General features: G+C 73.1%; 20 protein-coding genes and 1 pseudogene. 14 read left to right on the top strand and 7 right to left on the bottom strand.

Translation table 11 applies throughout. The features are described 5' to 3' along the window. The first annotated feature begins 72 nt into the window (after positions 1-72). The 5 genes from ACZ6S4_RS37215 to ACZ6S4_RS37195 all read left to right on the top strand — a co-directional run bounded on the left by ACZ6S4_RS37215 (position 73) and on the right by ACZ6S4_RS37195 (position 6928). Complete coding sequence (locus ACZ6S4_RS37215) at positions 73-1431, top strand: LLM class flavin-dependent oxidoreductase (RefSeq protein ID WP_465479413.1); 1359 nt, start codon at positions 73-75, stop codon at positions 1429-1431. Beyond that, positions 1428-2432: an LLM class flavin-dependent oxidoreductase gene (locus ACZ6S4_RS37210; protein ID WP_465479412.1), complete on the top strand. Its 1005-nt coding sequence runs from the start codon at positions 1428-1430 to the stop codon at positions 2430-2432. Before ACZ6S4_RS37215 ends, ACZ6S4_RS37210 begins: the two co-directional genes overlap by 4 nt. Positions 2433-2435: 3 nt before the next feature. Continuing rightward, positions 2436-3248: an alpha/beta hydrolase gene (locus ACZ6S4_RS37205; RefSeq protein WP_465479411.1), complete on the top strand. Its 813-nt coding sequence runs from the start codon at positions 2436-2438 to the stop codon at positions 3246-3248. A gap of 82 nt (positions 3249-3330) precedes the next feature. Next, complete coding sequence (locus ACZ6S4_RS37200; protein ID WP_465479410.1) at positions 3331-4713, top strand: acetamidase/formamidase family protein; 1383 nt, start codon at positions 3331-3333, stop codon at positions 4711-4713. A gap of 94 nt (positions 4714-4807) precedes the next feature. Next, a complete protein-coding gene (locus ACZ6S4_RS37195) occupies positions 4808-6928 on the top strand; it encodes a cellulase family glycosylhydrolase (protein WP_465479409.1) in 2121 nt (706 codons plus the stop codon). 380 nt (positions 6929-7308) lie between these two features. On the opposite strand, the gene ACZ6S4_RS37190 is transcribed toward ACZ6S4_RS37195, so the two are convergent. Next, the gene (locus ACZ6S4_RS37190) at positions 7309-8604 is read right to left on the bottom strand and encodes a M20 metallopeptidase family protein (protein WP_465479408.1); all 1296 of its coding nucleotides are present in this window, start codon (positions 8602-8604) and stop codon (positions 7309-7311) included. 225 nt (positions 8605-8829) lie between these two features. On the opposite strand from ACZ6S4_RS37190, the gene ACZ6S4_RS37185 reads away from it, so the two are divergent. Continuing rightward, positions 8830-11511, top strand: coding sequence for a M14 family zinc carboxypeptidase (locus ACZ6S4_RS37185; RefSeq protein ID WP_465479407.1), 2682 nt, complete (start codon positions 8830-8832; stop codon positions 11509-11511). Positions 11512-11691: 180 nt separating this feature from the next. On the opposite strand, the pseudogene ACZ6S4_RS37180 reads toward ACZ6S4_RS37185, so the two are convergent. The 3 genes and pseudogenes from ACZ6S4_RS37180 to ACZ6S4_RS37170 form a co-directional block, all read right to left on the bottom strand. Then, a pseudogene (locus ACZ6S4_RS37180) lies at positions 11692-11982 on the bottom strand (DedA family protein); the annotation flags it as partial. A gap of 528 nt (positions 11983-12510) precedes the next feature. Next, complete coding sequence (locus tag ACZ6S4_RS37175; protein ID WP_465479406.1) at positions 12511-12756, bottom strand: PspC domain-containing protein; 246 nt, start codon at positions 12754-12756, stop codon at positions 12511-12513. 236 nt (positions 12757-12992) lie between these two features. Further along, positions 12993-14519 carry an FAD-dependent oxidoreductase gene (locus tag ACZ6S4_RS37170; RefSeq protein ID WP_465479405.1) on the bottom strand — a complete coding sequence of 509 codons (1527 nt, stop codon included), beginning with the start codon at positions 14517-14519 and terminating at the stop codon, positions 12993-12995. Between the two features lie 230 nt (positions 14520-14749). Between ACZ6S4_RS37170 and ACZ6S4_RS37165 the strand changes: the two genes are divergently transcribed. Next, positions 14750-16147, top strand: a complete 1398-nt coding sequence (locus tag ACZ6S4_RS37165; protein ID WP_465479404.1) for a PepSY-associated TM helix domain-containing protein — start codon at positions 14750-14752, stop codon at positions 16145-16147. Beyond that, positions 16144-16989, top strand: coding sequence for an aldo/keto reductase (locus tag ACZ6S4_RS37160; protein ID WP_465479403.1), 846 nt, complete (start codon positions 16144-16146; stop codon positions 16987-16989). The genes ACZ6S4_RS37165 and ACZ6S4_RS37160 overlap by 4 nt, the downstream gene beginning before the upstream one ends. Here the strand turns inward: ACZ6S4_RS37160 and ACZ6S4_RS37155 are convergent. After that, positions 16986-17669 carry a DivIVA domain-containing protein gene (locus ACZ6S4_RS37155; RefSeq protein ID WP_465479402.1) on the bottom strand — a complete coding sequence of 228 codons (684 nt, stop codon included), beginning with the start codon at positions 17667-17669 and terminating at the stop codon, positions 16986-16988. The genes ACZ6S4_RS37160 and ACZ6S4_RS37155 overlap by 4 nt on opposite strands. A 109-nt stretch (positions 17670-17778) precedes the next feature. Continuing rightward, complete coding sequence (locus ACZ6S4_RS37150) at positions 17779-19164, bottom strand: AI-2E family transporter (RefSeq protein ID WP_465479401.1); 1386 nt, start codon at positions 19162-19164, stop codon at positions 17779-17781. Between the two features lie 204 nt (positions 19165-19368). Here ACZ6S4_RS37150 and ACZ6S4_RS37145 point away from each other — a divergent pair, with 204 nt between their 5' ends. From ACZ6S4_RS37145 to ACZ6S4_RS37125, 5 genes are read left to right on the top strand one after another with little or no spacing between them, the layout of a single operon-like run. After that, complete coding sequence (locus ACZ6S4_RS37145) at positions 19369-20070, top strand: ThuA domain-containing protein (RefSeq protein WP_465479400.1); 702 nt, start codon at positions 19369-19371, stop codon at positions 20068-20070. After that, on the top strand, positions 20055-21149 hold the full coding sequence (locus tag ACZ6S4_RS37140) for a Gfo/Idh/MocA family protein (protein ID WP_465479399.1): 1095 nt from the start codon (positions 20055-20057) through the stop codon (positions 21147-21149). Before ACZ6S4_RS37145 ends, ACZ6S4_RS37140 begins: the two co-directional genes overlap by 16 nt. Further along, positions 21149-22279: a serine/threonine-protein kinase gene (locus ACZ6S4_RS37135; protein ID WP_465479398.1), complete on the top strand. Its 1131-nt coding sequence runs from the start codon at positions 21149-21151 to the stop codon at positions 22277-22279. Before ACZ6S4_RS37140 ends, ACZ6S4_RS37135 begins: the two co-directional genes overlap by 1 nt. After that, on the top strand, positions 22276-23190 hold the full coding sequence (locus tag ACZ6S4_RS37130) for an ABC transporter ATP-binding protein (RefSeq protein WP_465479397.1): 915 nt from the start codon (positions 22276-22278) through the stop codon (positions 23188-23190). Before ACZ6S4_RS37135 ends, ACZ6S4_RS37130 begins: the two co-directional genes overlap by 4 nt. Further along, positions 23187-24020 carry an ABC transporter permease gene (locus ACZ6S4_RS37125; RefSeq protein ID WP_465479396.1) on the top strand — a complete coding sequence of 278 codons (834 nt, stop codon included), beginning with the start codon at positions 23187-23189 and terminating at the stop codon, positions 24018-24020. The genes ACZ6S4_RS37130 and ACZ6S4_RS37125 overlap by 4 nt, the downstream gene beginning before the upstream one ends. Here ACZ6S4_RS37125 and ACZ6S4_RS37120 read toward each other — a convergent pair. Next, positions 24017-24784, bottom strand: coding sequence for an esterase/lipase family protein (locus ACZ6S4_RS37120; RefSeq protein ID WP_465479395.1), 768 nt, complete (start codon positions 24782-24784; stop codon positions 24017-24019). The genes ACZ6S4_RS37125 and ACZ6S4_RS37120 overlap by 4 nt on opposite strands. Before the next feature lie 46 nt (positions 24785-24830). Between ACZ6S4_RS37120 and ACZ6S4_RS37115 the strand changes: the two genes are divergently transcribed. After that, positions 24831-25868, top strand: coding sequence for a Gfo/Idh/MocA family protein (locus ACZ6S4_RS37115; protein WP_465479394.1), 1038 nt, complete (start codon positions 24831-24833; stop codon positions 25866-25868). Positions 25869-25870 lie beyond the last annotated feature (2 nt).

Here is a 25870-nt window from a genome sequence, read left to right as displayed (position 1 = left end):
AGCTGCCGTGATGGGTTCCCATCACGTTCTTTCGTTGGACGGCGCGGCGCGGGCCTGCTGATACTCCTCACCATGCCCCGGAGAAACCTCAAGCTCGGCGCCGTCCTCATGGGGGTCGGCGGACCGGGCCAGCACGACACCTGGCTCAGCCCCGAGATCCCCGGCGACGCCAGCGTCGACATCCGCTGGTACATCGCCCGGGCCCAGCAGGCGGAGGCGGCGAAGTTCGACCACGTCTTCATCGTGGACAGCCAGTTCATCACCCCGGACTCGCCGCACCACTACCTCAACCGCCTCGAACCGCTCACGCTGCTGTCGGCGGTCGCCGTGCACACCTCGCACATCGGGCTGGTCGGCACGCTGACCACCTCGTACAACGACCCGTTCAACGTGGCCCGGCGGCTCGCCTCGCTCGACCTGATCAGCGGCGGCCGGGCCGGCTGGAACGTGGTGGCCACCGGAGACGGCGGCACGGCCGGCAACTACGGGCGGGCCGAGCACTACGACTACGCCACCCGCTACGGCCGGGCCCTGGAACACGTGCGAGTGGTCCAGGGACTGTGGGACTCGTACGAGGACGACGCGTTCCCCCGCGACAAGCAGGGCGGCGTCTTCTTCGACCGGTCCCGGCAGCACGCGCTGCACCACAAGGGCGAGCACTTCTCGGTCGCCGGGCCGCTGAACATCCAGCGCTCGCCGCAGGGCCAGCCGGTCATCTTCCAGGCCGGCGACTCCGACGAGGGCCGCGACCTCGGTGCGGGCATCGCCGACGCCATCTTCACCCACGCGCAGACCGTCGAGCAGGGCCAGGCGTTCGCCACCGACATCCGGGCCCGCGCCGCCGCCCAGGGCCGCGACCCCGAGAATGTGCTCATCGTCCCCGGCATCAGCCTGATCATCGGCGACACCGACGAGCAGGCCCGCGAGAAGGAACGCCAGTCGCTGGCCGGCAAGGACTTCCACCGCGCGCTCAAGGAACTGGGCCGCCCGTTCGGCTGGCACGACTTCACCTCATACGACCTCGACGCCCCGTTCCCCGAGGTCGGCCACCTCGGTGCGCTCAGCTTCAAGACCCAGGCCGAGCAGATCACCCGGCTGGCCCGGGAGAACGGCTTCACCCTGCGCCAGACGGTGCAGCACTCGCTGGACTCGCGGCGTTCCCCGTTCGTCGGCTCCGCGCTGACGGTCGCGAACGAGATCCAGCGCTGGTACGAGGCCGGCGCCTTTGACGGCATCAACGTGACGGTGACCGTACCCAGCGAATTCGCCGTGTTCACCGACCGGGTGCTGCCGATCCTGCGGGAGCGCGGTCTGGTCCGCCGCGAGTACGAGTCCACCACCCTGCGCGGCAACCTCGGCCTGCCGATCCCGGAGAACGTGCACACCGCGGCCCGCCGCACCGAGCCCGACCTGGTCCGGGGCCGGGCGTGACCACCACTCCGCGCTTCCGGCTGGGCTTCCTCACCCACGTGCAGGGCCGCGGCGACCTCGCCACCACCTACCGCGACGCCCAGGAGTTGTTCGTCGTCGCCGACGAGCTGGGCTTCGACGTCGGCTGGGTGGCCCAGCACCACATCCCGCTCGGCGGCGGGGGACTGTCGTCGCCGTGGCCGTTCCTCGCCCACGCGGCCGCCCGGACCCGCCGGATCCGGCTCTCCACCGCGATCACCATCCTGCCCCTGGAGAACCCGGTCCGCCTGGCCGAGGACGTCGCGGTGGTGGACGCGCTCAGCGGCGGACGGGCCGAGATCGGCGTGGGCAGCGGCGCCGGCCCGGAGGAGTACGCGGCCTTCGGCGCCGACTTCGACCAGAAACGTGAGCTGACCACGGCCGGCCTGACCACCCTGCGCCGGGCCCTGTCCAACGAGGAACTCGGCACGTCCGGCTTCTCGATCCAGCCACCGGCGGGCGACTTCACCGACCGCATCTGGCAGGGCGTGTTCAGCGCCGCCGGAGCCCGGCACGCGGCCGCGGCCGGCACGAACCTGCTGCTCAACCGGGCCACCTACGGCTACGAGGAACCGACCGACGTGATCCAGCGGCCCTGGGCGGACGAGTTCCTGGCCGCCTGGAATCGCCCGCACCGACCCCGGATCGGCCTGTCCAGGTTCATCTTCCCGGCGCGGGACAAGCGCACCGCCCTGGCCCAGATCGGCGACGGCGTCCAGCGGGCCACCGAAGGCTTCGTCCGGCGCGGCGCCTTCCCGGCCGGGCTCGGCCTCGAGGAGCAGCTGCGGCGCTTCCACGCCTTCCACGGCCACCCCGACGAGATCATCGCGGGCCTGCAGGCGGAGCGGGTGCTGCCGCTGGCCACCGACCTGATCGCCCAGTTCAACCCCGGCATCCCGGACCGCGACGCCGCGATCCGCGCCCTGGAACTCATCGCGACCGAGGTGGCGCCCGCCCTCGGCTGGAAACCGAAGGTGGACTGAGACATGACCGGCTACCGTGACTTCGGCGCGCCCGAGGGGGTCAGGGTCCGCGGCACGGTGCTCGTGCTGCCCGGGCGAGGCGAGAGCCAGGCCGGGTACGGGCGCTTCGGTGCCCGGCTGGCTGCCGACGCTTACCAGGTCCGGGTGCTGCCGCCGCCCGCTGAATGGGACCAGGTCGGGGTGCTCGGGTCGCCCGCTGGCGCGGACCAGGTGCGGGTGCATCCGCCGCTCGCGGCCGATCTCTCGCACGCCGCCCTGGTTCTGAGCGAGGCGCTGGACACCGTCGATCTCGTTCGTCCGCTGGTGCTGGCCGGGGCCGACACCGGTGCGGCGGTGATCGCCGCGCTGGTGGCCCGGACGGCGCCCGAGCAGGCGTGGTGGCCGGACGCTGTTGTGCTGGCCGGGTTGCCGGGCTACGGCGGGCGGCCGGACGGGGGATGGGATGAGGAGCTGGACGCCCGTACCCACTGCCCGGTGCACCGCGGTGTGCTCACCGACGATCCGGCCGTGGTGCCCGGTTCGCTGGCCGAGGCGGTGCCGGCGGTTCTGCTCGACGCCGCGTACGGCAGCACGGCCGACGTGCCGCACCTGCTGCTGACCGGCGACGCGGACCCGCTGGCCGACCGCGCGGAGCTGACCCGGCTGGCCAAGTCGCTGCCGCAGGCCCGGCTGGCCGTCGTGCGCGGCGGCCACCACGACGTGCTCAACGACCTGCAGCACCGCTCGGTGGCCGCGGAGATCGTGACGTTCCTGGAGGCGGTCCGCGGCGGGGTGCCGCCGGTGCCGCTGGTCGAGGTCGTCGCCACCGCCTGGTGACCGCCGTGGCGCTCGGTGGCTTAATCGGGCGGACATCGGCCCGCGACGGCGCCGACACCCGCTGTGCCTACAACTGGGCGGCATGGACATCGACGACTTCGCCGATTCCGGTCGGCCGCTCCGTGGTGGCGGTGCCCGGGCACGGGACATTCTGGTGGCGGCGCTGGGACGGCGTACCTTCCTGCGGGCCGCCGCCGCGATCGGCGCCGGCGGCGTCGTCACCGGCGCGGCCGCGCCCGCGCACGCCCGCACGCCCGCGGCCCGGCCGGCCGGCATCCTGCAGCCCGGCCGGGGCGCCATCCCGGGCCGGCACTATCTGCCGTCGCGACCGGACGAGGTGCGGTGGGGCTACGTCCCGTCGGTGACCAGCGAGCCGGTGCTGCGGATGCGCTCGGGGCAGACCGTCACTGTCGACACCGTCTCGCACGAGGGCATCCTCGAGGACCAGGGCCGCGACCCGGTGCGGTGGTTCGCCGGCCACGGCGTGCCCGCCCGCCTGGTGCTGACCGACGCCGTCGCCGTGGCCCGCGACTACGACCGCACCACCCGCAACTTCGACGTCGACGGCCCGCACGTGGTCACCGGCCCGATCCACGTGGACGGCGCGGAGCCCGGCGACGTCCTCAAGGTGGAGATCCTCGCGGCGGTGCCCCGGGTCCCGTACGGGGTGGTGTCGAGCCGGCACGGCAAGGGCGCCCTGCCCCGGCTGGCCGGCGGCGCCGTCCCGGCGGGCATCACCGAGGCGGAGATCATGCCGCCGGTGGCGGCCGACGGCCGGCCCACCGGCGACCCGCGGCGGTACGGCAACGTCTCCGTCTTCACACCCGTCCGCGCGGCCCGGGGCGGCCGGCTCACCGGCGTGCTGCCCCGGCCCGGGCACCGCGACGTGGCGTTCCCGCTGCACCCGTTCATGGGCATGATGGGGGTCGCGTTCGCCGACGCCGGCTCGCTGACCGACCCGGCGCTCAACTCGATCCCGCCGACGCTGGGCGGCGGCAACATCGACATCAGTCTGCTGGGCCCGGGCGCGACCTTCTACCTGCCGGTCTTCGCGACCGGCGCGCTGTTCTACGTCGGCGACCCGCACCTGGCGATGGGGGACGGCGAGGTGGCACTGACCGCGCTGGAGGGGTCGCTGCGGGCCACGTACCGGCTGACCGTGGTCAAGAAGGGTGCCGAGGGAGCGCCGTCGGTCGCCTTCGGCTATCCGTTCGCCGAGACGCCGCAGGCCTGGGTGCCGATCGGGCTGTCCGACCCGGACGGTGCGCCGGGCGGGCAGGGCAACGACCTCGACGTCGCGATGCGCCGGGCGGTGGTCAACGCCCTCGACTTCCTCCAGCACGACCTGGGCATGGACCGGGCGATCGCGTACGCCTACCTGTCGGCGGCCGCGGACTTCGCCGTCTCCCAGGTCGTCGACCGCACGGTGGGCGTGCACGGCGTGATTCCGAAGAGCCACTTCTGAGCTCGGAGATCTAGCTTGGTCGATTGACATAGTTTGGACTCCCGACTTAGTCTGCGCCGGTCATTGATGTGGGCTGTCCGGAACGAGGAGTGTCATGATCGGCTTGCAGAGGTCCCTCCGTAGGCGCCGGTGGCGGGCCGGTCTCCTCGTGGGCGCGGTCGCCACGCTGGTGGCCGGGCTCGGCGTGGCCACCGCGACCGGTGCGAACGCGGCCGCCGGGTGCCGTGTCACCTACGCCAACGGGGCCCAATGGCCGGGCGGCTTCACCGCCAACGTGACGGTCACCAACCTCGGTGACCGGATCGACGGCTGGCGACTGGGCTGGACCTTCGCCTCCGGGCAGGCGGTGAGCCAGGCCTGGAACGCGACGGTGACCGCTTCCGGCACCCAGGTCACCGCGGCGAACGTGGGGCACAACGCGGTGCTGGCGACCAACGGCTCGGCCACGTTCGGCTTCAACGGCACCTGGACCGGCAGCAACCCGGCGCCGACGGCGTTCACCCTCAACGGCGTCGCCTGCACCGGCAGCGTCGGCCAGCCAAGCCAGTCGCCGAGCGCGCCCGGCCCCAGCTCGTCGGCGAGCAGTTCGCCGTCCACCCCGCCGACCACGCCACCACCGGCCGGCAACGCGATGGCCGCGGTCGCCGCCATGCAGCCCGGCTGGAACCTCGGCAACTCGCTGGACGCCACCGGCGCCGACGAAACTTCCTGGGGCAACCCGCGGATCACCGAGGCCCTGCTCGACGGGCTCAAGGCGCAGGGTTTCAAGAGCATCCGGATTCCGGTGACCTGGGGCCAGCACCAGGGTGGCGCGCCCGACTACACCATCGACGCCGCCTACCTGGCCCGGGTCGAGGAGGTGGTCGGCTGGGCCCTGGACGACGGCTTCTACGTCATGGTCAACATCCACCACGACTCCTGGCAGTGGATCAACACGATGCCGACCGACCGGACCACCGTGCTGGCCCGCTACAACGCGACCTGGACCCAGCTGGCCGCCGCGTTCCGTGACTCCCCGGCGAAGCTGGTGCTGGAGAGCGTGAACGAGCCGCAGTTCACCGGCAGCTCCGGCGACGCCCAGAACGCGGCCCTGCTCGACGAGCTGAACACGTCCTTCCGCACGATCGTCCGCAACTCCGGCGGCGGCAACGCGACCCGGCTGCTGGTGCTGCCGACCCTGCACACCTCGGCCGACCAGGCCCGCCTGGACGAGCTGACCGCGACGTTCACCGCGATGAACGACCCGAACCTGATCGCCACGGTCCACTACTACGGCTACTGGCCGTTCAGCGTGAACATCGCCGGCGGCTACCGTTTCGACGCCACGGCGCAGAAGGACCTGACCGACATGTTCGACCGGATCTCCACCACCTTCGTGGCCCGGGGCATCCCGGTGATCATCGGCGAGTACGGCCTGCTCGGCTTCGACCGGCACACCGGCACGATCGAGCAGGGCGAGAAGCTCAAGTTCTTCGAGCTGTTCGGCGCTCAGGCGCGGGCGAAGAACGTGACCACGATGCTGTGGGACAACGGCCAGCACTTCGGCCGGACGTCGCTGCAGTGGTCGGATCCAGAACTGATCGCGCAGATCAACTCGAGCTGGACCACCCGCTCCGGTACGGCCGAGAGTGACCTCGTGTTCAGTGCCCGCGCGGCCGCCATCACGAGCAAGACGGTGACGCTGAACCCCAACGGCACCACCTTCACCGGACTGCGCCAGGGCAGCACCGAACTGGTCCGCGGCACCGACTACACCATCTCCGGCGACCAGCTGACGCTCTCGGCCGCTCTGCTCACCCGGCTGTCCGGCTCCCGGGCGTACGGCGTCAACGCGACCCTGCACGTTCACTTCTCCACCGGCGTGCCGTGGCGCCTCAACCTGATCACCTACGACACCCCCACCCTGTCGGCCGCAACCGGCACAACCAGCGCATTCACCATCCCGACCACCTTCCGCGGCGACCAGCTCGCCACCATGGAGGCCACCTACGCCGACGGCAGCAACGCCGGCCCGCAGAACTGGACCCCGTTCAAGGAGTTCGACTACACGTTCGCCCCGGACTACACCGGCAACGTCATCACCCTGAAGCCGGAACTCTTCGCCGAGGTCACCGACGGCTCCCGGGTCACCCTGAAGTTCCACTTCTGGAGTGGCGCCGTGGTGACCTACTACGTCACCAAGTCCGGCACGACGGTGACCGGCACCCTGGCATAACGAACCCCCTCGGAACCGGACCGGGGACGACGCAGCCCGCGAATTGCGTTCGCACGGGCGTCGTCCCCGGTCCACCTCCCATCCCGGTCCGACCCGCCTCCCGGTCCACCTCCCAACCCGGCCCGGTCCACCTCCCAACCCCGGCCCGGTCCGGCTCCCGGCCCGGTCCGGCTCCCGGCCCGGTCCGGCTCCCGGCCCGGCCCGCCTTCCGGCCCGGCCCGCCTTCCGGCCCGGCCGCCTCCCGGCCCGGCCGCCTCCCGGCCCGGCCCTGGCTCGGTCCATCACGCGTCTCCGGTCCCGCACCGGGGGCCGATTCAGGCCGCGTCTTGGTCCGGACCACTCGGCGTTGCTGCGGCGGCTCGTCCCGCATCCCGGCTCGGTCAGGCCTGCGGGCTGACTGCGCGCTTGGCCAGCCAGCCAGCCATCGCACGCACGCCGTGGCCGACGGCCCGCTCGTCCGGGTCGAAGGCGCCGAAGTGCGGATAGCTCGTCTCGATGGCGGCGCCGGGCGAACGAACACCGAGGAAGGTGTACGTGCCGGGAATCCGGTTCAGGAACAGCGCGAAATCCTCACCGCTGAACGGGATCGCGGCATACGCCGTCCTCACCCGGCCACGACCGGCTGTGTGCTGCAGGTGCCGCTTGAGCGCCAGGGCTTCCTTCGGCGGACACACCATGGCCGGGAAGGGGTCCTTCGGGAAGTCCACCGTGGCCGGGCCGGCCGACCGCGCCAGCCGGTGGATGTCCTCGCGGACCCCGGCATACCGCTCCTCGGGCCAGCAGCGGTAGGACACCCTGACCTCCGCCCGATCCCCGGCAGAGACGCCGGCCTGCATGGCGACGAAGTCGGCCAGCGGCCCGTCCGGTGTCTGGAAGTCGGCCACGAGCCGTTCGAGATCCGCGCTCGTGCTCGGCCGCCCCACCGTGCCGAGAGCTGCGATGTCCGTGGCGAGCTGCTGGGCCCGGGCCGCCGCGTCGGTGCCGGTGAGGGTGATGACGCCGCGATCCTGGCCGGGGAGGCCGTACCCGGGTGTGACGACGAACTGGCCGACCGGGAACGGGCCGCAGTGCAGGGCGTGGATCTCCGCCGGACGGACCCGGCCCAGCACTCCCGCGTCGAGCATCGCGGCGGCGCCGGTGAGCGTCTCCTCGGCGGGCTGGAAGAAGAACGCCACGGTGCCGGCGAGCCGGTGTCTCAAGCGTGCCAGCACTTCGGCGACACCCACACCCACGGTGGTGTGCAGGTCGTGTCCACACAGGTGGGCTGCTTGTGGGCCACCGCCCACCTGCTCGCCCGGCGCGACCGCGTCCATGTCCGCCCGGTAGGCGACCGTCCGGCCACGCCGGGAACCGGTCAACAAGGCCACCACGCCGTGCCCGCCGACGCCGGTGGTGACGTGGAGGCCGGCTGCTCGCAGACGCCGGGCCACCACCTCGGCGGTGCGTTCCTCCTGACCCGCGATCTCGGGATGCCGGTGCAGGTCGCGGCGTAGATCAATCAGATCGTCGTCCAGCCGGCCCGCGACGGCATCCACCGCGTGCTGGTCTATTGGCCCGTGCCGGGAGCCACCGCCGGCGTGTGCGGACCCCGCAGGCACCAGCCCCGCTCCGATGACGCCGGCGGCGCTGCCGAGCATGACGCGCCGGCTGATGATGCGGTCCCCCGAGTCCGACATGGTCCCTCCTCCAGGATCGCGGCTGCCCCTCGGCGAGCCGGTCCACAAGAGCCTGTCGCACTCGGCCGGAAGGCACATTGCGGCAAACCCCCGCATCTGCAGGGGGTTAACCCCACTGTCCGCAAGCCGGTGTGATGGCAGGATCGGTATGGCCGTCATCCACCGTCGTCATTGCGTCGACGAGGGTGGCCGCGAGAAGGTCGAGGGCACGACAAGGAGGTGCTTGTGGACTCATCCCGGGCGTTGACCGGACTCTGTGCCCTGCTGCTCGCCGTCGGAGCCGGCGCCGGTCCGGCTTCGGCCGCACCGGCCGATCCCGCACCAGCCAATCGCGCATCGGCCCAAGCCGCGCTGGCCGATCCCGCGCTGGCCGATCCCGCGCTGGCCGATCGCGCATCGGCCGATCGCGCATCGGCCCAAGCCGCGCTGACTGATCCCGCGCTGGCCGATCGAGCGCCGGGGAGCCCGGCGACCAGGGAATTCGGCAACGGCCCGGAGCGCCACGGGGTAGCCGCGACAGCTCCCGAGCTGCGCGGCTCGGCCGTCACGCCGCTGAGCGCCACCCCGGACCAGCGGTGGACCCCGAAGCGCCACGGCTACCCCCGCCAGACCGACCTGCGCGTCTACCCGCAGGACCCCACCGACAAGTCGATCAGGCTCGGCCTGGTCCCGTACCACGAGATCGCGCCCCGGCTCAACGCCCTGCAAGACGCCTCCGACCGGGTCTCCGCCGAGGTCGTCGGCCATTCCGCCCTCGGCCGCGACCTCTACCTCGTCACCGTGACCGCCCCGGAGTCGGCCGCCGAGGCCGCCCGGCAGGACCGCTGGCGGGCGCTGATCGAGAACGACCCGCGGGCCGCCGCCCGCGACCGGGTCCTGCAACGCGGCTACAAGACCCCGGTGTGGATCAACGCGAACATCCACGGCGACGAGTGGGAGGGCACCGACGGCGCCCTACGGGTCATCGAGCGCCTCGCCACCGCCACCGACCGAGCCACCGCCGCCTTGTTGCGGCGGACCCGGTTCTACGTGACGGTGACCAACAATCCGGACGGCCGGATCGCCGGGACCCGGGTCAACGGCGCCGGCTTCGACATCAACCGCGACCATGCCACCAGTTCGCAGCCGGAGTCGCGGGCCGTACGTGACGTTGTCATCGGCACCCAGCCGTTCGTGATGCTCGACGAGCACGGCTACACCGGCGCGACCCTGATCGAGCCGGCCACGCCGCCGCACGGGCAGAACTACGAGTACGACCTGTACATCAAGCACGCGCTGCCGAACGCGCTGGGCATGGAGGCCGCGGTCAAGCAGCTGGGTCTGCCCGGGACCGAGAGCGTCGACATCCCGTTCCGGGACTACGCGCCGGGGGACTGGGACGACTGGCCGCCGATCTTCACCCCGATGTACGCGATCTACCAGGGCGCCGTCGGGCACACCGTGGAGATCCCGTGGCAGGTCAACCGTGGCGTCTACACCAGCCTGCCGGTCGAGGAGCTGCGCCGCCGTTCCGCGGTGAACACCGCCGTGGCCGCGGCCACCATCGAGGCCGCCCTCACCTACGCCGACACGCATCGGGCGTCGCTGCTCGCCGGTCAGATCGAGCAGTTCCGCCGCGGCTGGGCCGGTGCGCCCTCGCCGCGGATCCCGGACGGTTTCGTGCCCGGCTTCGGCCCCGAGGACCGGTACTCGACCGAGTTCCCGCGCGCCTACGTCATCCCGGTCGGTTCGGGCCAGCGCTCGGCTCCCGCGGCTGCCCGGCTCGTCGACCACCTGGTGGCCCACGACGTGCGGGTGACCAAGGCCCGGCGAGCCTTCACGCTGAACGGCCGGCGTTACCCCGCCGGGTCCTACCTCGTCGACATGCACCAGCCCAAACGCGGCCTCGCCAACGTGCTGCTCGAGGCGGGCCGGGACATCTCCGCGCTGGTTCCGCAGATGTATGACATCTCCGGCTGGAGTCACCGCCTGCTCTGGGGCGCCTCGGTCGACATCAGCCGCACGGCCGCCCCGAGGGTGAGCACCACGCCGGTCAAGGCCGCCGCCGCGGTCGGCTCAGTCACCGCCGGCAGGGGCCGCGACCTGGCGTTGCAGCTGCGCGATCCGGCCGACGTCCGGGCCGTGAACGCCCTGCTCGACCTGGACGTCAAGCTCCGGCGCACCGACGCGGGCACCGTCGTGGTCCCGGCCGCGGCGCGCCTCGAGGCCGAGGCCCTGGCCAGGCGTCTCGGGGTACGGTTCACCGCCGCGCCCCGCGGCTCCGCCGGCACCCCGTTCAGCCGTCCGGTGCTGGCGGCCGCGGTCGCCGCCGACGAGCTGTTCGCGTTGCGTGAGATGGGCTTCGAAGTACGCCCGGTCTCCACGGCCCTGTTGAACGCCGGCGCTGACCTGTCCGGCGTGGACACCCTGGTCGTCTCCTCCGGGTTGTCGTACGCGCAGCTCACGCCGACCGGCAAGGCGGCGGTCGACGAGCTGCTGAGCCGCGGTGGCGTGGTGACCCGGGGCGCGACCGGCGCGGCCTTCAACGTGGCGGCGGGCCTGCTGCCGGCGACGGCGGTGCCCGGCCGTGGCGACGCGAACGGCGTCGTCGCGGTCACCAACACCGGAGCGGTGGTCGGTGCCGACGCGCTGCCACACGCGTTCGTCTACTCGCCGATCTGGTTCACCGGCTCCGGCTTCACGGTCGAGCAGCGCTACGCCGCCGATCCACTGGTGGCCGGTCACTGGCTGCCGACCGGGCCCGGCGTAGGCGGGCCGGACCAGGCGGCCGGGCAGGCGTCGGTCGTCTCGGGCCGGACGGCCCGCGGGGGCCGGGCGGTGCTCTTCGGCACCGAGCCGCTGTTCCGCGCCCACCCCAAGGGCCTGTACGCCGAGTTCGCCCGAGCCCTCTACTGGTCCGCCGGCTAGCGCGGCGGCCGGCGAACGGCGGAACAACCGCACAGCGAAAGGAATCACACCCAGGCAGGTAGCGGCGACGGCGGTGAGCACGACCCCGACCCCACCGGTCGAGTCGGCGCTCGCCGTCGCCGCGCCGACCCCGGCGAACGTGCCGACCCACAGCACCGTGCCCAGCGCAGACCAGCCCAGGAAGCGGCCGAACGGCATCCGGGCCACGCCGGCCACGATCGGCACGATCGCGTGGATCACCGCGACGAAGCGCACCGCCACCAGCGCCGGGGCGCCACGTTCGCGCAGGTAGTTCTCGGCGCGGTCGAAGCGCTCGGCGCCGATGCGGCGGCCCAGGCGGGTGCTGCGCAGGCGGGTGCCGAAGACGCGGCCGATCGCGTACCCGCAGATCTGCCCGGTCAGGGCGCCCGCCGTGCCCGCCGCGACCGCCAGGGCGAAGCCCCCCGGGCCGTGCAGCGAGGCGGCCAGCATGACCACGGACTCGCCGGGCACGAGCAGCCCGAGCAGGAACGTCATCTCGACGGCGGCCGAGAGGTACGTGAAGAGCAGGACCGACCACTCATCGAGCGTGGTCAGCCGGTCGACGAGAACGGTCGCGGCGTTGAGCAGGTCTGCGAGCACAGGATCAGCCTGGTCGATCGATGTCGCCGGGGATATCGGTTTTCGCCCCGAGAAGCCCCTGATCCCGCCTCAGGGTGACCAGGGACACGCGAGGAGGCGACCCCGGCCACGCGAGGGGTGACCAGGGGCACGCGAGGAGGTGGGCGGGGGCCCACGGAGAGGTGGGCGGGGGCCCACGGAGAGGTGGGAGGGACGCGCGAATGAGGTGGGAGGGACGCGCGAATGAGGTGGGCAGGGGCACGCGAAGAGCTGACTGGCGGCACGCGACGAGGCGGGCGGGAAACGCGCGACGAGGTGGGCAGGGCAGGCGAAGAGGCGCCAGGGACATGCGAAAGGCCCGGCCGCGAACGGCCGGGCCTTGCTCGACGGGCGGGGCGGTCAGGCCGCCGGCGGGAACGTCGCGGCGTAGGCGCGCTCTTCGGACGGCATCAGGATCCACAGCACCGGGTAGATCAGGATCTGGCTACCGGGGATCACGAACAGAGTCAGGACGAACAGCACCCGCGTCAGCCACGGGTCGAGCCCGAACCTGCGGGCCAGTCCCGCACACACGCCGGCGAGCATCCGGCCGTCGCGCGGGCGGACCAGTCCCTGGCGGGCCATGGAGTCGTGGACGGTGTTCATGGTGTCTCGCTTTCCTTGCCGGTGGCGTCGAACTTGACCCTTGAACAGTCCCATCCGCCCGGCCCCAGACACATCGGGGAACGACCCTGGCCGGGCCCTGACCCACCATCTCAGGGTCACACCGGCGAGCGGCTCAAAGCCGGCGAGCGGTCAAAGCCGGCGAGCGGTCAAAGCCGGCGAGCGGTCAAAGCCGGCGAGCGGTCAGCGACGGCGAGCGGGTCAGCGACGGCGAGCGGTCAGCGCCCCCGGGCCAGCAGGCCGCGCGGCGCCACCGACCACACCTGGTTCGGCCCCACGCCGTGCCGCTCGAGGATCGCGTTGACGGCCAGGATCGCCGAGGCCGCCGCGCGTTCCATCAGCGCCGACGGGAACGGCATCCAGACCCAGTCGCCGGCCAGGTACAACCCGTCGGCGCCGGTGACCACGCCCGGCCGACCGGCGTCGCTGCCCACGTTGAAGGCGGGCGCGTCCCGGCCCACCCGTTCCTCGACGTGCAGGATCGTCATGTCGACCGTCTCGGGCCAGAGGCCGCCCAGTTCCGTCCACATCCGCTTGGTCAGCTCGGCCGCTTCCAGGCCGGTCGGCGCCGCGTACGCGTGCAGCTCGATGACCGACCCGCCGATGCGCCGCGCCCACTGGCCGGCGGCGCGTTCGATGCGGTGGTACAGCGTGACCGAGTCCAGGGTCGCCTCCCGGGAGACGCTGCTGAAGACCGCGCGCTCCGGCCGGCAGTCGCGGTCGGTCCAGAGCCGGCTGACCGCGTACGGGGCAGTGGTCTCGACCGCGGCGAGCTGGGCGGCCAGCTCCGGCGCGTGCCCCGCCAGGCCGGGGGAGGCTGCCGCGATGGTACGGGCGGCGCCGGGGTCAGCGGCGAGCACCACGTGGTCCGCGGTGAGCCGTTCGCCGTCGTCGAGGGTGACCGTCCAGCCCGGCTCGACGCTCTCGACGGTCGCGCCGGTGCGGATGTTCCCGCCCAGCGCCTCGAACTGGCGGGCCAGCGGCGTCCAGATCGCCGTCTCGTAGTCCTGGGTGGGCGCGTCGAAGTCCAGCCCCTCCGGGTTGCGCAGGAAGTAGAAGTGGAACTGCATCAGCATCTCGGCCGCCGACATGTCCTCCTGGTGGTTGAAGAACGAGTGGGCGAACACGTCGAAGAGCATGGCCCGGGCCCGCGGCGGCATGCCCAGCGCGTCGAGGAAGTCCTTGGCCGAGACGTCGTCGAAGCGCCGGTACGTCTCCTCGCGGTCGTAGCTCAGCAGCGGCAGAGCAGCCGTGCCGTCGAGTCCGCGCAGCTCGCGCAGCCGCATGCTGGGGGAGCGGGCCAGCAGTGCGAGCAGGTTGGCCGGCGGGGTCCTGGGCAGCCCGGCGAAGCTCTCCTCGGGCCACTCCTGCGAGATGATCGGGTACCGCCCGGCCGGCTGCAGGAACGACAGGCTCGGGTCGATGCGGCGCAGCACGTTGCGCCAGTTGTAGTACTGCCGGAAGAAGCCGTGGAAGCCGTGCTCGACCATGTGCCGGGTGCCGTCGGGCAGCGTGCTCGGCCAGGCGGCCAGCCGGCCACCGAGCTGGGCGGCCCGCTCCAGCAGGGTGACCCGGACGCCGCGTTCGGCGAGCAGCAGGGCCGCCGTCACGCCGGCGATCCCGCCGCCGACGACCACCGCGGTCACCGGCGTGGCCACGGTGCGGGGGAGCTCCGGTCGGGACCGTACGACACGGTGGGCGCGCTCGCCGCCAAGACGTCGGATCACAGTGTCAGGTCCCCCCATCAGAAGTGCGAATGCGGGCCTATGCCCGTCCGCCGACCTTACAACCGCACTTTGCCCGCTTTTCCCGGCGCGGGCGGGAAATGGGCGCCGCGTGGCGGGAACTGATGGGCCGCGCCAGCCGACCTGTCTGCCGGACGCCGAACGTCCCGGCGACCACCCCCGCCGCCGACCCCCCGAGGACAGCCGATGACGATCCCCGCAGCCGTTCCGCCGATCTCCGAGGACCGCTGATGACCATCACGGAAGAGGGCGCGCCGGGTGCCGGCACCCGCGACACCACGGTACGGCGCCAGTCCGCGTTCGGAGCGCTGCTGCTGCGCCTGCACTTCTACGCCGGCGTCCTGGTCGCACCTTTCTTGCTCGTGGCGGCGGTGACCGGACTGCTCTACACGATCACCCCGCAGCTCGACGCGAGTCTCTACCGCGACCAGCTGACCGCCGCGTCCGCCGGGGACGGTCCGGCGCTACCGCTCGCGGACCAGATCGCGGCCGCCCGCGCCGCGCATCCCGCCGGCACACTGTCGGCCGTCCAGCCCGGCACGGGCGATGCCACCACCCGGGTCGTGTTCTCCCTGCCCGAGCTCGGCGAAAAGCAGCACACCGTCCACGTCGACCCGGGGACCGGCCGCGTGCAGGGCACGCTCACCACCTGGTACGGCTCCACCCCCGTCACCACCTGGCTCGACGACCTGCACCGCAACCTGCACCTCGGGGCGGCCGGCCGGTTCTACTCCGAGCTGGCCGCCAGCTGGCTCTGGGTGATCGTGCTCGGTGGTGTCGTCCTGTGGTGGCGGCGGTCGCGCGGTCGCCGGCTGCTCGTGCCCGAGCTGTCCGCGAAGAAGGGCGTGCGGCGTACCCGGAGCTGGCACGCGGCGACCGGTCTGTGGCTGGCGGTGGGCCTGCTGATCCTGTCCGCCACCGGGCTGACCTGGTCGCGGTACGCCGGCGGCAACTTCACCGCGGTCCTCGACACCTTCGACGCCCACCAGCCGGAGCTGGCCACGGCCGTCGCCGCCGGGCCGGCCGGCGGGCACCACGGTGGCGGGGCAGAACAGGCTGCGGTTGTCGACCCTGCCGCCGCCGACACCGTGTGGAGTGCGGCGCGGCAGCACGGGATGACCGGGCCGGTCGAGCTGACCGTGCCGGAGGAGGCCGACGCGGCCTGGACGGTGGCGGGCATCGACAACACCTGGCCTGTCGGGCTGGACCGGGTCGCCGTGGATCCGCAGACATCGGCGGTGGTGGCCCGCAGCGACTTCGCCGACTGGCCGGTGCTCTCCCAGCTCAGCAAGCTCGGCGTGCAGGCCCACATGGGAAAGCTGTTCGGCGTGCTCAACCAGGTGCTGCTGGCCGCGCTGGCCCTGGGGCTGATCTGCGTGATCGTCTGGGGTTACCGGATGTGGTGGCAGCGGCGGCCGACCCGGGCCGGGCGCCGGGCCGCGGTGGGTGCGCCGCCGGCCCGGGGTGCCTGGCTGGGGCTCCCGGCGTGGGCGGTCGTGGTCGGTGTGCCGGTGGTGTTCGCCCTAGGCTGGGCGTTGCCGCTGTTCGGCGTACCCCTGGCGGGTTTTCTGCTGGTGGACGCGATCGCCGGTGGCCTGCGGGCGAGAAGGGTGGCAGCGCGCACATGACGGTGAGCACTTTCCGCGTCGGTGACCGGGTGGTCCGGCGTCTGGGCTTCGGGGCCATGCACCTGCCCACGGCACCCGCGGCGGCCCGGCGCAACGCCGTCGCGGTGGCTCGCCGGGCCGTCGAGCTGGGCGTGAACCTGATCGACACCGCGCACCTCTACGGCTGGGGCGCCAACGAGGAGTTGCTCGCCGAGGCGCTGTACCCGTACCCGGAAGACCTGCTCATCGCCACGAAGGTCGGGGTCGCCCCGCCGGATCCGCCGCGCGAGGCGGCCGTCTGCGGGCGCCCGGAGCTGTTGCGCGATCAGGTCGAGCAGGCCCTGCGCCGGCTCCGCGTGCCCCGGCTGGAGCTGCTCCAGCTGCACCGGGTGGACCCCGACGTGCCGCTGGCCGACCAGCTCGGGGCATTGCGGCAGATGCAGGTCGCGGGCAAGATCGGCCACATCGGGCTCTCCGAGGTCACGGTCGGCCAGCTCACGGAAGCCCGGCGGATCGTCGACGTGGTCAGCGTGCAGAACCGCTACAACCTGCTGGACCGGGAGCACGAGCCGGTGCTGGAGGCGTGCGCCGCGGCCGGCATCGCCTTCCTGCCCTGGCGGCCCGTGCATCCGGCGGTGTCGGCGGTGACCACCGGGATCACCGCCGTCGCGGCCGAGCTGGGCGCTACCGCGGCGCAGGTCTCCCTGGCCTGGCTGCTGGCCCGCGCGCCGGTCGTGCTGCCGATCCCGGGCACGGCCTCACTCGCCCACCTGGCCGAGAACGTCGCCGCGGCCGAGCTGGAGCTGACCAGCGAGCACCTGCGGCGCCTCGACACCCGGCGACCGGCCGGTGGAACGGGCTAGCTCGCTCCCGGGGAGCTGTTCAGCTCCTGGAGCTGCTGGCTGATGTGGCTGTCCAGCGCCGCCTGGTAGCTCTGCGCGAGCTGGCCCAGCCGCTCGATCTCGTCCAGCAGGGCGGCGCGCTTGGTGCCCAGGCTGTTCATCGCCTCGCTGTGATTGCGACGTGCGTCACCCTCGATCGTGCCGGCCTTGAGCTGGGCCTCGCTGGTGATCTGCTCCGACTTGTTGCGCGCGTTGGCCAGCAGCGTCTCCGACTCCTGACGGGCGTCGCGCATGTGGTCGTCGGCCGTGCGCTGGGCCATCATCAGGACCCGGGCGTTGCGGTCCTCACCGTCCGGGGAGTGCGACGGGGCGGCCGGGGCCTGATTGCGGGCCTGCTCGAGCTGGGCCTGCACGCTGCGGGCGTTCTGCTCGGCCCGGGCCCGGGCCTCCTGCATGCGCTCCAGCTGGGCCGTGATGTCGGAGAACTCCGAGCTGAGCACCATGGTCGAGGCCGCCGGGCCGGGACCACCCGGGCCGCGCTGGACCTGACCGTGCAGGGCGCCGTTCTCCTCCAGCAGACGGATCAGCTCCTGCTCGACCTCGTCCAGGAAGGCGTCGACCTCCTCCTCGTCGTAGCCGCGCTTGCCGATCGGCGGCTTCTTGAAGGCCATGTTGTGGATGTCAGCGGGAGTTAACGGCATCGTGCTCCTTGGCGGGATCATGTCGGTTCAGGTTCTGCGCATCGATCCTACGCACGATGTCACGGCCCGCGACGTGGGTGTGATCACCCAGGCCGCGACGGCGTGCCACTCAGAGGGTCCGGGCGGCCGGCGCCGGCTCCTCGTGGTTGACCGAGGTGTCCACCGGCGGGGGCTCGGCCGGGTCCGTCCGGCGTTCGGCGTCCTCGGCCCGGTCCTCCGCCTCGGCGGTGCCGTCGTCGGTGGATTCGGTGCCCGGCGGCTTGCGGTCCGGGGTGGGGTCGCCGCTGGGGTGCCGGACCAGGTAGCGGATGGCGGTGTTCAGCACGGCCAGCAGCGGGACGGCGATCAGGCCGCCGACGATGCCGGCGACGACGATGCCGGTGGCGATGGCCAGGATCACCGCGAGCGGGTGCAGGGCGACCGCCCGGCCCATGATCAGCGGCTGCAGCACGTGGCCCTCGAGCTGCTGGACGGCGATGACCACCGCCAGCACGATGAGGGCGGTGACCGGGCCGTTGGCGACCAGGGCGACCAGGATCGCGACCACGCCGGTGATGGTCGCGCCGACCACCGGGATGAAGGCACCGAGGAAGACCAGGGCGGCCAGCGGCAGCGCCAGCGGCACCCGCAGCACGAACAGGCCGATGCCGATGCCGACCGCGTCCACGAAGGCCACCAGTACCGTGGCGTGCACGTACGACACCAGCGTGTGCCAGGAGTAGTGCCCGGCCCGGGCGGTCGGCACGCGGGCCTCGCGGGGCAGCAGCCGGCACAGGAAGGACCAGATCTGGCCGCCGTCGCGCAGGAAGAAGAACAGCGTGAACAGCACCAGGAAGAAGCCGGTGACGACCTCGCCCAGGGTGGTGGCGGTGCTCAGCGCGCCCGAGGTCAGCGCGCCCTGGTTCTGGGTGACCGCCTGCTGGACGCGGTCGACGTACTGGCTGACCTCGGCGTTGGTCAGGTGCAGCGGGCCGCGCGACAGCCAGTCCTGCACCTCGTTGATGCCGTCGCTGACCTGCGACGACAGGTTGTCGATCTGGGAGATGAAGGTCCGCACGATGAGGCTGAGCCCGCCGAAGACCAGCAGCAGCGCGGCGACGAGGACCAGGCCGGCGGCCAGCGAACGCTTCATCCCGCGGCGGGCCAGGGCGGCGGCGGCCGGCTGGAACAGCGCGGCCAGCAGCAGCGCGACCACCACGGGGATGATCACCACCCGCAGCAGCCCGATGACCCGCAGGAAGAGGTACGCGGCCGCGACGAACAGGATGAACCGCAGGGCCCAGGCCCCGGCCGTACGGACGCTGCGGGGCAGGACGTCGTCGGTGCCCGGGCGCTGCTCCTGCACGACCAGCACCGGCGTGGCGGGATCCTGGAGGTCACCCGGCACGAACGGCGGAGGAGCGTTACGGGCCGCGGCGGCCGCGAGCCGTTCGCGTGCCCGGGTCCGCAGGGTCTGGGCCCAGGTACCTCTCCCCGCGCTGGGCGTACCTGTCATCGGATCCTCCAGATGGTGCTGAGCACTCCGGCCGAACCGGCCGGGCAGCCTCTAACTGCCCGCATCCGGGCCGATTCACGCGTACGGCGCAGGGGTTTCGTCCGCACCGGGAATGACCGTCCCCGGGGCGGGCATTCCGCGGTCCCGGGCGGGGTCCCCAGCGGTGGTTACGCTGGCTGTGGATCGAGGTACGAGAGGGGACAGATGACATCTCAGCGGCGCGCACTCGTCGTCCGGGGTGGATGGGCCGGGCACGAGCCGGTCAAGGCCACCGACCTGTTCATTCCGTACCTGCGCGAGCGGGGCTTCGCCGTGGAGGTGGCGGACTCGCCGGCCCCGTACGCCGACGCCGCGCTGATGGCGGCCACCGACCTGGTGCTGCAGTGCATGACCATGGCGACGATCTCCGGCGAGGAGGTCGCCGGCCTGGTGTCCGCGGTGGAGGCCGGCACCGGCCTGGCCGGCTGGCACGGCGGGATCGCCGACGCGTACCGGGCCAGCGCCGACTACCTGCAGCTCATCGGCGGTCAGTTCGCCGCGCACGCCGCCCGGGAGGCCTCCGGTGAGCGCACCGGCGACCAGTCCGACAACTACGTCCGGCACCGGATCGCCATGACGCCGGCCGCCGCGACCCACCCCGTCACCGAGGGCATGGCCGACTTCGACCTCGACACGGAGCAGTACTGGGTGCTGACCGACGACTACATCGACGTCCTGGCGACCACCACCACCGCTGTCCGGCCGTGGGCGCCGTGGCAGCGGCCGGTGACCTGCCCGGCGGTGTGGACCAGGCAGTGGGGACGGGGCCGGGTGTTCGTCGCAACGCCGGGGCGCACCGTCGAGGTCCTGGAGGATCCGAACGTGCGGACCATCGTGGAGAGAGGACTGCTGTGGGCGAGTCGTTGAGAGCCGGCATCGTCGGCGCCGGCAAGATCAGCGGCCAGTACAGCGCCACCCTCTCCCGGCTGTCGCAGGTGACGGTCACCGCGGTGGCCGACCTGGACCCGGGCCGGGCGCAGCTGCTGGCCGGTCAGCATCCGGGAGCCCGGGTGGTGGACCTGCCCGAGCTGTACGCCGCCGCCGACGTCGATGTGGTGCTCAACCTGACCACACCGAACCAGCACGCCGCCGTGGCCCTGGCCGCGATCGCCGCCGGCAAGCACGTCTACGGCGAGAAGCCGCTGGCCGCGACCGGTGCCGACGCGGTCGCCGTGCTCGAGGCGGCCGACGCCGCCGGGGTGCGTGTCGCCTGCGCCCCCGACACAGTGCTGGGTACGGGCGTGCAGACCGCCCGGGCCGCCGTCGACGCGGGCGAGATCGGCGTGCCGCACGCGGCGACCGCCTTCATGACCGGTCCCGGCCACGAGCGGTGGCACCCCGACCCCGAGTTCTACTACCAGCAGGGCGGCGGGCCGCTGCTGGACATGGGCCCCTACTACCTGACCTCGCTGGTGCAACTGCTCGGCCCCGTCCGCCGGGTGGTCGGCATGTCGTCGCGGCCGCGCCACGAGCGCACCATCGGCGACGGCCCGCGCGCCGGTACGGCCTTCCCGGTCGACGTCGACACCCACGTCACCGGCGTCCTGGAGCACGAGAGCGGCGCCCTGACCACGCTGATGATGAGCTTCGACATCTGGGCCGCCCACCTGCCGCGGATCGAGCTGTACGGCTCGCGGGGCTCCCTGTCGGTGCCGGATCCCAACTACTTCGACGGCGACGTCCGCCTGTTCACCGCGGGCGGCGAGAGCTGGCGGGTGCTGCCTCCGGCGGCCGGTTACGCCGGCGCGGGTCGCGGGGTGGGGCTGCTGGACCTCGCCGAGGCGCTGGTCGAGGACCGGCCGCACCGCGCCGCCGCCGACGTCGCGCTGCACGTGCTGGACGTGATGGAGGCGATCCAGGCGAGCGCGCGCGGCGGCTCGTGCGTGCCGGTGCACACGACCTGCCGGCGTCCGGACCGTATCCCCGGTGTGCTCGACCTCGGCTGATGAGGCAGCTGACGGGCGCCGGTCGGACGGTGGTGGCGGGACAGGCCCGGCGCCGGTGGAGCGTCGTGCTTGCGGTTGTGGTGGTGCTCACCGCCGTACCGGTGCTGCTGGCCCACCGGCCGGTGCCGGCGACCGGGGTCGCGCCCGCCGCGTTGCGGGACCGGATCGCGGCCTCGGCCACGCAGGTCTATCAGGGGTACGCGCAGAGCGCGGGCGCCCTGGGCCTGCCCGCGCTGCCCAACCTGGAGCAGGTGACCGCCCTGGTCAGCGGGACCACCGAGATGCGCGTCTGGCGCGGCGCCCCGGACCGGTGGCGGGTGGACGTCCTCGGGCCCGGCACCGAGCAGGGTCTCTACCAGCTCCCGGGCGAGCAGTATCTGTGGGATTACGGCGACAGTCAGCTCACCCGGATCGTCGGCGAGCAGCCGCTGCGCCTGCCCCGGGCGGCCGACCTGACGCCGCCGGAGCTGGTCCGCCGGCTGCTGAGCCTGGCCGCGGGTGATCGCCTGGAGCAGCTGCCCGGCAAGCGGATCGCCGGGGTGGTCGCGGCCGGGCTGCGGATCGTCCCGGTCGCCCCCGGCACCACCGTCGCGCACATCGACGTGTGGGCCGACCCGGCCAGCGGGCTGCCCCTGCAGGCGGAGATCACCGCCCGGGGCGCCCGGCGGCCGGTCTTCGTCACCCGCTTTCTGGAGGTCTCGCTGACCGCCCCGGCCGCCGCGGTGCTCGTCCCGCCGGCTCCCGGGCCGGGCATCGGGTCGGCCACCACCTCCGCGGCCGACGTGCTGGCCGCCCTGGACCGCTGGGACTCGCTGACCCCGCCGGACAGCCTCGCCGGCTTTCCCCGCCAGGACAGCGTCGCCGGGGTGCCGGTCGTCGGCGTCTACGGCACCGGCCTGGCCCGGTTCGTGGCGCTGGGCCTGCCCGGCCGGCTCGGTGACGACGTGTTCCGCAACGCGGCACGGTGGGGACGCCGGCTGACCGTGCCCGGCGGGGAAGCCGTGCTGATCACGGCCGGCCTGCTCAACGTCCTGGCGGTGCGGGCGGAGCGGACGTATCTGGTCACCGGCTTCGTGGACGCGCCGCTGCTGGAACGGGTGGCCGCCGATCTCGCCGGAGGGACCGCATGATCATCACCAGGGACCTGACCAAACGCTACGGCCACACCACAGCCGTACGCGGGGTCGATCTGGAGGTCCGCGAGGGCGACCGCTACGGCCTGCTCGGGCCGAACGGCTCCGGCAAGACCACCCTGATCCGGATGCTGCTGGGGCTGGTCTTCGCCACCCGCGGCGAGATAGAGGTGCTGGGCCTGCCCGTCCCCAGACGGGTGCGGGAGGTGCTGCCGCAGGTCGGCGCGCTGGTCGAGGGCCCGGGCATGTACCCGCACCTGCCCGGGCGCACCAACCTGAACCTCTTCGACGCGGCCGGGCCGGGCGGCGGGCGCCGCGACCGGCGGCGGCGGGTCGACCAGGCCCTCGAACGGGTCGGGCTGGCCGGCATCGACCGGCGGCCCGTCCGGGCGTACTCGCTGGGCATGCGGCAGCGGCTGGGCCTGGCCGCGGCACTGCTGCGCACGCCCCGGCTGCTGATCCTGGACGAGCCCACCAACGGGCTGGACCCGCGGGGCATCCGGGAGATCCGCGACCTGCTGACCGAGCTCAACGACGAGGGCACGACGGTGCTGCTCTCCAGCCACCTGCTGACCGAGATCGAGGCGTTCTGCAGCCGGGTGGGCGTCATGGACAGCGGCCGTCTGGTCCTGCAGGACGATCTGGCCGCGCTGCGCGCGCCCACCGGCCGGGTGGTGCTGCACACCCCGGACGCGGACCGGGTGATCGCGTTGCTCGACGGCCGGGTCGAGGCCCGCGACGGAGACCGGCTGACGGTACGCCACCAGGCGCCCGGCGACCTCAACGCCGAGCTGGTCACCGCGGGCGTCCGGATCGTGGAGCTGGCGGGCGAGCGACGTTCGCTGGAACAGGTCGTGCTGGAGGCCACCACCACGAGCTCGGACCGCGTCGAAGGGGGCACGGCATGATCCGGGTCGAACTGGCCAAGCTGTTCCGCCGCCCGCGCACGTACGTGATCGCGGCGCTGCTGTGCGCACTGCCGTTCATCGTCGCGGTGTTCCTGGCCACCACCCGGATCCCGCCGCCACCGGGGCAGGGCGGTGCCTTCCTGTCGGCGGTGCTGAGCAACGGCGCGCTGTATCCGGCCGCGGCGATGGCCCTGGTCCTGCCGGTGCTGCTGCCGGTCTCCGTCGCCGTGCTGGCTGGGGACGCGGTGGCCGGCGAGGCATCCGCGGGCACGCTGCGTTATCTGCTGATCCGCCCGGTGGGCCGGACCCGGCTGCTGGTGGCCAAGCTGGTTTCGCTGGTGGTGTTCGTGCTCTTCGCCATCGCGACCGTGCTGGTCACCTCCTACCTCACCGGCTTGGCGCTGTTCGGTGCCGAGCCGGACAGCACCGGGGTGACGCTGCCGGCCGACGTCACTTCCCTGTCCGGCGTCACGATCACCCCGGCCGGGCTGGCCTGGCGGCTGCTCGCCACGGTCGCCTACATCACGGTGTCCATGCTGGGCGTGGCGGCGATCGCCCTGTTCCTGTCGACGGTCACCGACTCGGCGCTGGGCGCGGCGATGGGGGCGCTGGCGATGCTGGTCGTGAGCCAGGTTCTGGTGACCCTGGACGCGGCAGCTGCGGTCCGGCCGTACCTGCCGACCCGCTACTGGCTGGCCTGGATCGACTTCTTCCGCGAACCGGTCCTCTGGCGCGACATCGAACGCGGCGCCGCCTTGCAGCTGGTCTACCTGGTGGTGCTGCTCGGGGCCGCGTGGGCGAACTTCATGACCCGCGACGTGACCAACTAGGCGGGGCAGGTTGCGGGCGCTGACCAGGGGGATGGGCCGAGGGCTTCCAGCACCAGGGCGGTGACGATCGGGTCGGTGGGTAGCGCGCTGTGCGAGATGCGCGCGTCCGGGCACAGCGTCTGCACCGCCAGGTTCGTGGCGCCGTCCAGGCGGGCCGAGTCGGGTGGTTGCACGGTCTCGTCGTCGTTCGTCCAGAGCGACAGCCAAGGCAGCCCGTCGGGCACCGGCTCCTCGTCGACGTCATCGAGCAGTGCACTGCCGGGAGCGAGCTGGCGGCACGCCGCCGGGCAGGAGCCGGGGGCCAGCGCGGAGCCCGCGCCGGCGATCCGGGTGCCGTGCAGGGGCGAGCCGAGGGTGACGATCCGCCGGGCCGAGTCGGCGCTGCGGTGCCGGTCCACCCACAGTTTGACGGCCACGCCACCAGCGGAGTAACCGACCACGTCGACCGAGGGCGCCCCTTCGTCCAAGGCGGCGCGCACGGCCGCGTCGACCGTGCCGGCCTGGACGAGCAGGTCGCCGGTGCCCTCGCCGGGCAGAGTCAGCACCGTCGCGGTGCGGCCCTCGGCGCGCAGCCGGGCCGCCAGCTGCGACAGGCCGGTCCGGCTGCCGCCGTACCCGGGGACCAGCAGGACCGGCCCGGGCCTGGCCTGATCCGGGCGGGCGACCGGATCCTCGCGGTTGATCAGGCGTACGCCCACCGTCACCAGCACCGCCAGCAGGACGGCGAGGGCGGCACCGAGCATCAGGCGGCGGCGAGGAGACACTCTTCATCATGACTCGCCGGCCGGGTCACCGTACTAGGATCGGCCGGTGACGTCGTTCGCGGTCGTCGGGGCGGGTTTCCGGGCCGCGGCGTACTGGCGGATCGCCGCCCGGCTCGACGGTCTGTCCTGTGTGGGCGCGGTGGTCCGCACGCCGCGCCGGCTGCCGGTCCCGGCGTACGGGTCGGTGGGTGAGTGTCTGGCCGGGGCGCGGCCCGATTTCCTGGTGACCGCCCTGCCCCGCACGGTCAATCCGGATGTCATCGTCGCCGCCGTGCGGCGCGGGGTTCCGGTGCTCTCGGAAACGCCGCCCGCCTCCGACGCCGCGGGTCTGCGGGAGCTGTGGGCCGCCGTCGGCGAGTCGGGGCTGGTGCAGGTGGCCGAGCAGTATCTGCTCATGCCCACCCACGCGGCGCGGGCGGCGGTCGTGGACCGTGGCCTGATCGGCGTGCCGAGCCAGGTGCACGTCTCGTCGACGCAGCTCTACCACGCGGTGTCGCTGATGCGGCGGCTGCTCGGCGCCGGCCACGAGCCTGTCACCGTCCGCGCGACCCGACACCGGGCCCCGCTGCTCGATCCGCTGAACCGGGCGGGCTGGACCGGCGCCACCGAGCCGCGCACAGCCACCACCACCATCGCCACGCTGGACTTCGGGGCCGGCCGCCGCGGCCTGTACGACTTCACCGACAACCAGACCCGCAACCAGCTGCGCTTCCGGCGCCTGCTGGTGCGGGGCAGCCACGGTGAGCTGCGCGACGACGAGGTCGTCCGGCTCGCCGGGCCGCGCACGATCGTGCGGACGCCGCTGGTGCGGGGCCGCGGCGCGGACGATCCGGACACCGGGCACCTCTCGCTGGGTGATGAGGTGCTCTTCCGCAACCCGTACGCCGGACTGCGGTTCAACGACGACGAGATCGCCACTGCCGCGCTGCTCGAGGCGACCGCCGCGTGGGTGCGCGGGGACGGGCCGGAGCCGTATCCACTGGCCGAGGGCGCTCAGGACCACCTGACCGGACTGGCGATCGAGGAAGCGGCCGAGACCGGTCGTACCGTCACGACCAGCACGCCGCCCTGGGACGCCGGCTGATC

Source organism: Actinoplanes sp. NPDC051405, from assembly GCF_055586185.1.
This window is presented reverse-complemented; position numbering and strand designations above follow the sequence as displayed.

What these genes read in the sequence shown, in the direction of transcription:
- ACZ6S4_RS37215 (WP_465479413.1), top strand. Translation starts at nt 73, where the DNA reads ATGCCCCGGAGAAACCTCAAGCTCGGCGCCGTCCTCATGGGGGTCGGC.
- ACZ6S4_RS37205 (WP_465479411.1), top strand. Translation starts at nt 2,436, where the DNA reads ATGACCGGCTACCGTGACTTCGGCGCGCCCGAGGGGGTCAGGGTCCGC.
- ACZ6S4_RS37200 (WP_465479410.1), top strand. Translation starts at nt 3,331, where the DNA reads ATGGACATCGACGACTTCGCCGATTCCGGTCGGCCGCTCCGTGGTGGC.
- ACZ6S4_RS37195 (WP_465479409.1), top strand. Translation starts at nt 4,808, where the DNA reads ATGATCGGCTTGCAGAGGTCCCTCCGTAGGCGCCGGTGGCGGGCCGGT.
- ACZ6S4_RS37190 (WP_465479408.1), bottom strand. Translation starts at nt 8,604, where the DNA reads ATGTCGGACTCGGGGGACCGCATCATCAGCCGGCGCGTCATGCTCGGC.
- ACZ6S4_RS37175 (WP_465479406.1), bottom strand. Translation starts at nt 12,756, where the DNA reads ATGAACACCGTCCACGACTCCATGGCCCGCCAGGGACTGGTCCGCCCG.
- ACZ6S4_RS37170 (WP_465479405.1), bottom strand. Translation starts at nt 14,519, where the DNA reads ATGGGGGGACCTGACACTGTGATCCGACGTCTTGGCGGCGAGCGCGCC.
- ACZ6S4_RS37165 (WP_465479404.1), top strand. Translation starts at nt 14,750, where the DNA reads ATGACCATCACGGAAGAGGGCGCGCCGGGTGCCGGCACCCGCGACACC.
- ACZ6S4_RS37160 (WP_465479403.1), top strand. Translation starts at nt 16,144, where the DNA reads ATGACGGTGAGCACTTTCCGCGTCGGTGACCGGGTGGTCCGGCGTCTG.
- ACZ6S4_RS37155 (WP_465479402.1), bottom strand. Translation starts at nt 17,669, where the DNA reads ATGCCGTTAACTCCCGCTGACATCCACAACATGGCCTTCAAGAAGCCG.
- ACZ6S4_RS37150 (WP_465479401.1), bottom strand. Translation starts at nt 19,164, where the DNA reads ATGACAGGTACGCCCAGCGCGGGGAGAGGTACCTGGGCCCAGACCCTG.
- ACZ6S4_RS37145 (WP_465479400.1), top strand. Translation starts at nt 19,369, where the DNA reads ATGACATCTCAGCGGCGCGCACTCGTCGTCCGGGGTGGATGGGCCGGG.
- ACZ6S4_RS37135 (WP_465479398.1), top strand. Translation starts at nt 21,149, where the DNA reads ATGAGGCAGCTGACGGGCGCCGGTCGGACGGTGGTGGCGGGACAGGCC.
- ACZ6S4_RS37130 (WP_465479397.1), top strand. Translation starts at nt 22,276, where the DNA reads ATGATCATCACCAGGGACCTGACCAAACGCTACGGCCACACCACAGCC.
- ACZ6S4_RS37125 (WP_465479396.1), top strand. Translation starts at nt 23,187, where the DNA reads ATGATCCGGGTCGAACTGGCCAAGCTGTTCCGCCGCCCGCGCACGTAC.